This window comes from Brevibacillus nigriterrae, from assembly GCF_049846925.1.
Classification (GTDB): Bacteria; Bacillota; Bacilli; order Brevibacillales; family Brevibacillaceae; genus Brevibacillus_H.
On sequence record NZ_JBNCMT010000011.1, the window covers coordinates 43,004 to 49,767 of the forward strand.

The following is a 6,764-nucleotide window of genomic DNA, read 5'->3' on the forward strand; positions in this document are numbered from 1 at the left end:
CAGTCATGGCCGCTTTTGGGCATATCGGGTAAGCGGCGTGTCTTCCAGTCTGGAGTAATTTTCTTTTGCCTCTACACCTACACATTCACCCTCTGGAAAGCGATAGGCCGTCAATTGACCACCAAATACACACCCCTGATCAATGTTGACTGCACCGTTCTTCCTTTCCGGTTCAGGACGGGGATCGTGTCCCCAAATAATCGTGACCGTTGATTTTTTATCAAGCGTCCAGTCCTTGCGAATCGGCCTGCCATCTGCCCCTGTTCCAGCTACATCACCATATCGGCAGAAAGACTGGATACTGGAAGAGTCTCTGCCGATGTAGTCATCACGAATTCCTGCATGCACAGCAACTGCTTCCAGTTTGCCATGCCGCAAGATTTGCATATGAGAGGGTGAACCGAGTAATAATACCCTGCTCTTTTCTTTTAATTCAACCGCTCTCTTTGTGCCATATTCTTTTTCATACCTGTTGAACTCTTCTTCTACCTTCTCATCACCATGCGCCAATGTTACTCTTCGTCCATCCAGCCATCGAGCAATTTTCCATCCATGGTTGCTGTCGACCATTTCAGCTAATCCTGCCTGGATATGAGAAATGAAAAACTGCAACATTTTGATCGAAAACGGCCCTCTGCTTGTAATGTCACCCAAAGACAGCAGTTTTCTTCCTTCCGGGTGCTTGTATAACCCGTCTCGACCGTTTTGTCGATAGCCGAGCAACTCAATTAACTGAACGAATTCATCGTAGCAGCCGTGAACGTCCCCTATGAGGTCTGCGCCATGATCCGCCCGAAATTGATTGGAGCGTTTTGCAGGCATTTGGTACATCTTCTTCCCTCCTTTGGCTGTGATTTCTCCTTCTGTTATGATTATACTTTCCGATTTTTAACAGAAGATGCGGCCCGAACCCCAATAAAAAAACCCACCCACTTACTAATGGATGAGTAATTGCCGCATTCTATTCAATTAAATTGTGTGTATGTACGTAAATTGCTGCCTGCGTCCGATCCTCTACATTTAATTTTGACAGGATATTGCTGACGTGGGTTTTTACCGTTTTAATTCCGATGATCAAATCATCAGCGATCTCCTGATTCGATTTTCCCTTCCCAAGCAAGCGAAGGACTTCCAGCTCACGAGGTGTTAACTGCTCATGGGCAACCGGTGCCTGACCGCCGCGGAACCTTGCCATGATTTTTCCAGCCACCCGTGATTCCAGTACTGGTTCACCTGCAGCGGCAGAGCGAATCGCTTTGGCGATCTCCGGTGCTCGAGAGGTTTTGAGCAAATAACTAAACGCGCCCGCTTCAATAACAGGATACACCTTCTCATCGTCAATAAAACTGGTCAGCACGATCACTTTACAAGTAGGGCAAATTTCTCGAACACGACGAGTCGCTTCAATCCCGCCAATGCCCTCCATGACCAGATCCATCAAAATGACATCTGGTGCCAATTCTTTGGCAAGTTTCACGCCTTCTTCCCCACTGGAAGCTTCCCCCACTACTTCGATATCATCTTCGGTCGAAAGGTATGCGGCCAAGCCCATTCTCACCATTTCATGATCATCTACCAACATGACTCTAATCATCGCCTGTTGCCTCCTCTACTGTCCGTACAGACATGATAGGAATTCGAACTTCAATCTGTGTTCCTTTGCCAATCGCAGAATAAATATCTAACGCTCCACCTAGTTCATTGATTCGTTCACGGATAGAGACAAGACCGTACGAAGTCATTTTTTCACCTTCCGTATCAAACCCGATACCATCGTCAGCGATCCGCATTCTTACCTGGTCCTGCAAGGGAAACAGCTTCACGGAAATGGTAGAAGCACGTGCATGGCGAAGTGTGTTGGACAAGGACTCCTGCAAAATACGGAACAGATGATCCTCGATCGCACTGGATACATTCGGGATATCTTCAATTTCCCACGTCAATGAGATGGGATGCTTCCGAGTCAGTTCATCCAACAACTCACAGATTGCTTCTTTTAATGACTTGTCCTGCAAAGTAGCAGGTCGTAGATGCAAGAGCAACGCTCTCATCTCTGCCTGTGCTCCTGCCGCCATTTCTTCGACCAGCTCGATTTGTTGTGCCGCTCGTTCCGGATTTTTGGTAATCAATCGTTTGATTGCGGCAGTAGTCATTGATATGGCAAACAATTGTTGGCTTACGGCATCATGAAGCTCACGAGCTAACCGTTGACGTTCCTCAACGACAGCCGCATACCTTACTTGCTCAGCCAACTCCAGATTGTGATTGGATAAGCGTTGCAAGGAGACTACTTGTTCCTCCCATTTGGCAGCCAGACGGTTTAGTTGCCAGCCAATCTCCCCCAATTCATCTGACCCCAGCTCTGGTACACGATAAGAAAGCATTCCACGCTCCAGATTCATCGCTGCATCTCGAACGACATTCATCCGCTTCTTGAGTAAATTCCCAACGATATAGCCACTGATGATCCCGACAATCGCTGCGAGCAACAGAGCGAGTACCAGACAAACAATAAAAAGCTTCCAGTTCATATGAATCACATTTGGAATCTCCAACTGTGCTGACACCCACTCTGCCGCTGCAGGATGGTTTTCGAAATAATGAATGCCTATATACAATCCGGTGAAAAACAGCAATATTGTCCCTACACTAAGGGCAAACCATTGTTTTACATACTGCCACTGAATACTGGTTAATTTCCCGCGATTTGGCATCGATGTGTACACCCCCCTTAGATGTACTTCACATCGATATCGCCTACAATCAGCGAAACGATTATTTTTACTTTGCGATGTGCCACATCATATTGTTCTGCAGACATTACCACGTGGCGATTCAAACCTCCCTGACGATGTCCAAAAATCTCCATATCGCCAATGGTAACCTCTGCCGCAATGGAAACTGGCAAATCAACTGGAACGTATATAGTTACACTCCCTATCCATCCATTAATGATAAGGAATGACTCTTCCTCTTGGATTAAAGCTCTGGAAAGATCAATGACTACATCCCCAACGCCATGCCAAATATGCAAATTGTTCAATTCAAAGCGCCCCGATGTCAAGTGAAAGTCCCCGATCAAGGAGCTTCGAGAATCCTTGACAGATGATCGCTGATGCGGCGGCGTCTGAATCCTCATTTGTGGAGTAGAACCTGCAGTATGGGCCGTAGAAGTTGGTGTTGGTGTTGGTGTTGGTGTTGATGTTGGTGTATGTGTTGAGGCAGTAAATGTTTCACCTGTTGTTGTCGCCGTTGTAGTTGTTTTTTGTTCAGTTGGGTGGACAGATGGTTGTTCGTTTGTAAAAGGTGGTACGGGATTTTCTGGCGTGTTCAGTGGATCATCCGTTTTACGGGACCTGACAAGGCGAAAACCAATATAAACAATCGCAATTGACGCAATAACACCAAATGATTCCTCAACATCCACATTAAACCAGACATCAAGAGTCAAAATGACACCCCAAAAGCTGAGAAGTCCGCCAATAATTCTTCGATTCCTGGAGTACAGTCTCATGCCAAAAAAAATGATCAGCAAGGGAAAGAGCATGAATGGATTAAAATCCAATATGTTCAAATTGTCCAACAGCATCCCAATGCCGAGAAAAATAACAATGATACCAGCAATCATTTTGTTCAATCGTGAAAGTTTCATAGGAAGTCCCCTCATCCCGAACGCTTTGAGTAGTAAGTCAAAGCACGTTAGAAGTAAAGCTATCTGTGCTTATAACACGTATATATAAAAGCGGGAGGCAAGTTTAACATCGTAAACGTAATTTCCACCCGTTCGAATCGCTTTTCTAACTCATCTTTTAGCTGCAGTGAGTATTGAAACGTGACAAAAACACCGTCATCGGCAAGAGAATCTACAATTCGGTCCAAAATTTGTTCACGCTTTTCATCAGGCAGGACAGCAAAAGGCAAACCAGAAACAATTGCATCCACCTGCTGTAAGCCAAGTTCCCTCATATAAAGCGGTAGTTGTACTGCTTCGTTTCGAATCATAAGCCCTGGAAAACGATTGCGCAACATATTTTGAAAAGTCGGATCTCGCTCCACGACAAAAAATCGAGTCTTTCTCGCTTTTCTTCGCAAAATCTCTTTGGTAAATACACCCGTACCGGGGCCAAGTTCTACAATTGTCTGTGTCTTGTCCCAAGGGATTTGTCTCATCATATGGCGGCATAAATACTTTGAACTGGGAATGATGCTTCCTACTTGTGTCGGCTTGGAGACAAATCTTTTTACAAATGGCAGTAAATCAGACAGGAAAATGACCTCCTTAGGGGAAAAGCAGCCCAAGATCCGACCCGGGCTGCTGCTCTATATCAATGGTATCCGTCTTAGTTCGTTACCGCTTCTTTTTGTCCTTCTTCTTTGGACAGTTCTGATTTACCAATTTCCTGTTTTCCCTGAACAGATGCTTTCAGTTCAGCCAACTCGGCATCAATCTCATCTTTAACCAAAGATTGCATGGAGCGGTCAAGATCTGCTTTCCAGTGACCACTCAAATCTGCCTCTGCTTCCATGCGCAATACCTTATCCTCCATACGGGCAAAACCACGGCTGGCACTCTCGGAACCCATGCCTGTTATGACACCATTCAGATGTTTCTGTGTACGTGCCACTTCAGCACGAGCCATCAGGTTGTATTTTTTTGCACGCATTTTGTAGAACTCGTCTTTGAGCTCAGCCAATTTCTCTCTCATTTGTTGTGCTGCATCGCGAGCAGATGTATACATTTGTTCGTATTCATTCACACGTGCTTCATGTTGCTTCTTATCGAGAAGCGCACGTCTGGCAAGCTCATCTTCACCCTCTTGCAAAGCAAGCATCACTTGTCTGTCACGTTTCTCCACGAATGACTTGGATTCCTCTAGTTGTTGGCGGAATTTTTTCTCAAGTGCCACTTGACGAGCTACTGTTACCTCCACTCGTCCAATCTCCGTCTCCAAATCACGCATATACTGATTTAACATTACTGCAGGATCTTCCAAAGAATCCATTACCTCATTAACAGAAGCTACCGTTAAGTCACGCAGTCTTTTGATGATACCCATTATGAAACTCCTCCTTATATTTTACCTTATTTTTCATAAAAGTGGATGTGACCGCTAGCGGGCACCGTTTTGTTTTGCTTCCAATTCTCGTTCCCAGCGATCTAATGCATCTTGTCTGAGTACAGCTTGTGCCCAATGTCTTTCAGCAAAACCTGGAACCTCATCTGCTGGTTTGGTTCCACGGCGCAATAAACGGAATCCCATGTAAATCACACCGATTGCCAGAAGGCTGCTAAAGAGCAAGTGCAGCTTTCCGATCATCATCAAGAAGCCAAACAGGAAAATGAACACTCCAAATCCTTTTTTGCCTGCGCTCTCGTTGGAAATTACTTTTTTTGCCCCGAATATCATGATGAGCCCCGGAATAAGAATTTGAAAAACGTTTCTCACTAATCCGAGTTGATCTAAAAGCAAAAGTACTCCGACGACAAGCAGGGACAATCCGAGAATGACTTTCCCCGACCGTTCCCCCATCCATCATCCCTCCAATTCGTAATGGTGCGGATCGTTCATGGCTTTATTCTAGTCCAATCCCCATTTCTGCATAACGGACGGACGATTGGTTTTTGTCTCGGTCTTGAGGCGGATGAGAGGTCGTGCGCAAGTTCAGTAACTCAATTAACAGAATATTCGTCCGAATTGTGTCAAATTTATGAACGTTAATATTTTTTAGAGGAAATTCTTTCTTTTAGTAGAATACTTGTCCTTTGTGTAAGAAAAACTCGAATATAGCCGAATTCCAGTATCTGGAAACGGGGGAACCAATCTTTTGGGGTGAATAGCTGTCATTTGACGGCTTAGGGAAATCCTTTCAACCGAACCCATCAGCTAACCTCGTAGGCTTGCGAAAGGGGCAGCTTCCATTGCGTAAGGTTTTATTTGCGTTTGTTCTTGCTGGACTACTGACGATGGGCACAAGCTCTGTTCTTGCAGATGAGGGCGTGCTTCATTCAACGGTGAAGGGGCTTTACGGGGTGCCTTACAAGGCATCAGGTACTAGCACCAAAGGATTTGACTGCTCCGGGTTTACACAGTACGTGTTTAAGAAGCTTGGTGTAACCATTCCCCATTCTTCCGCTGCACAATATTCGCTTGGCAAACCGGTTGCCAAAGACCAGTTGAAGCCAGGTGACCTCGTTTTCTTCAAGACGAATGGTCGCAGCGTATCACATGTGGGTATTTACATCGGCAACAACACCTTTGTACACTCCGAATCTGGTAAAGGCGTCGTGAAAACAAGCATGAACGAGCCATATTACTGGGCAAAGAGATATGTAGGTGCGAAGCGAATCGCTGTACCGGCATTGGATGAGGCACCAAAACAAAATCCAAATCAAATGCTGGCCGACACAAGCAAGAAAAAGCCTGTGCAAGCCGCATCGATTCCTGAAAACACGAAAAAACCAGTAACACCAGTAAAGAAATAAGGTATGTGTATCTACTAGAAGTCAGGGGATGATTCCTCTGACTTTTTCTGATTGAGATTAGTACCTGCTCCCATGAGATGGTGTTATGATTTGTTTCCATTGAATTTACGTGCCAGTTTTCTTGCAAACCATGTTATATTGTGTATATGAAGTTTGATAGATGGGGGAGTTTTGATTGAAAGAACATATTTTAATTGTTGATGATACAAAGGAGATCTTAGAACTCCTACAAGATATTCTCGAGAGTGAAGGGTTCCAGGTAACTGCGAGTGAAAATGGA

8 protein-coding genes and 1 riboswitch are annotated in these 6,764 nt (G+C 45.0%); of the genes, 1 reads left to right on the forward strand and 7 read right to left on the reverse strand.

Going from position 1 to position 6,764, the window contains the following annotated elements:
* Window positions 1-3 precede the first annotated feature (3 nt).
* The 7 genes from prpE to ACPW7N_RS10255 all read right to left on the reverse strand — a co-directional run bounded on the left by prpE (window position 4) and on the right by ACPW7N_RS10255 (window position 5,531).
* A complete protein-coding gene (prpE, locus tag ACPW7N_RS10225; protein WP_425650968.1) occupies window positions 4-831 on the reverse strand; it encodes a bis(5'-nucleosyl)-tetraphosphatase PrpE in 828 nt (275 codons plus the stop codon).
* A gap of 130 nt (window positions 832-961) precedes the next feature.
* Entirely contained in the window at window positions 962-1,594 is a 633-nt protein-coding gene (locus tag ACPW7N_RS10230; protein WP_425650969.1) for a response regulator, read from the reverse strand.
* Complete coding sequence (locus ACPW7N_RS10235; RefSeq protein ID WP_425650970.1) at window positions 1,587-2,714, reverse strand: HAMP domain-containing sensor histidine kinase; 1,128 nt, start codon at window positions 2,712-2,714, stop codon at window positions 1,587-1,589. The genes ACPW7N_RS10230 and ACPW7N_RS10235 overlap by 8 nt, the downstream gene beginning before the upstream one ends.
* 17 nt (window positions 2,715-2,731) lie before the next feature.
* Complete coding sequence (liaF, locus tag ACPW7N_RS10240) at window positions 2,732-3,652, reverse strand: cell wall-active antibiotics response protein LiaF (RefSeq protein WP_425650971.1); 921 nt, start codon at window positions 3,650-3,652, stop codon at window positions 2,732-2,734.
* Between the two features lie 59 nt (window positions 3,653-3,711).
* The gene (locus ACPW7N_RS10245) at window positions 3,712-4,299 is read right to left on the reverse strand and encodes a class I SAM-dependent methyltransferase (RefSeq protein ID WP_425650973.1); all 588 of its coding nucleotides are present in this window, start codon (window positions 4,297-4,299) and stop codon (window positions 3,712-3,714) included.
* Between the two features lie 41 nt (window positions 4,300-4,340).
* On the reverse strand, window positions 4,341-5,057 hold the full coding sequence (locus ACPW7N_RS10250; RefSeq protein ID WP_425650974.1) for a PspA/IM30 family protein: 717 nt from the start codon (window positions 5,055-5,057) through the stop codon (window positions 4,341-4,343).
* 54 nt (window positions 5,058-5,111) lie between these two features.
* Window positions 5,112-5,531 carry a LiaF transmembrane domain-containing protein gene (locus ACPW7N_RS10255; protein WP_425650975.1) on the reverse strand — a complete coding sequence of 140 codons (420 nt, stop codon included), beginning with the start codon at window positions 5,529-5,531 and terminating at the stop codon, window positions 5,112-5,114.
* Between the two features lie 246 nt (window positions 5,532-5,777).
* Window positions 5,778-5,915, forward strand: a riboswitch (cyclic di-AMP (ydaO/yuaA leader).
* A 5-nt stretch (window positions 5,916-5,920) separates the two neighbouring features.
* Here ACPW7N_RS10255 and ACPW7N_RS10260 point away from each other — a divergent pair.
* Window positions 5,921-6,484, forward strand: coding sequence for a C40 family peptidase (locus ACPW7N_RS10260; protein WP_425650977.1), 564 nt, complete (start codon window positions 5,921-5,923; stop codon window positions 6,482-6,484).
* The last annotated feature ends 280 nt before the right edge of the window (window positions 6,485-6,764 follow it).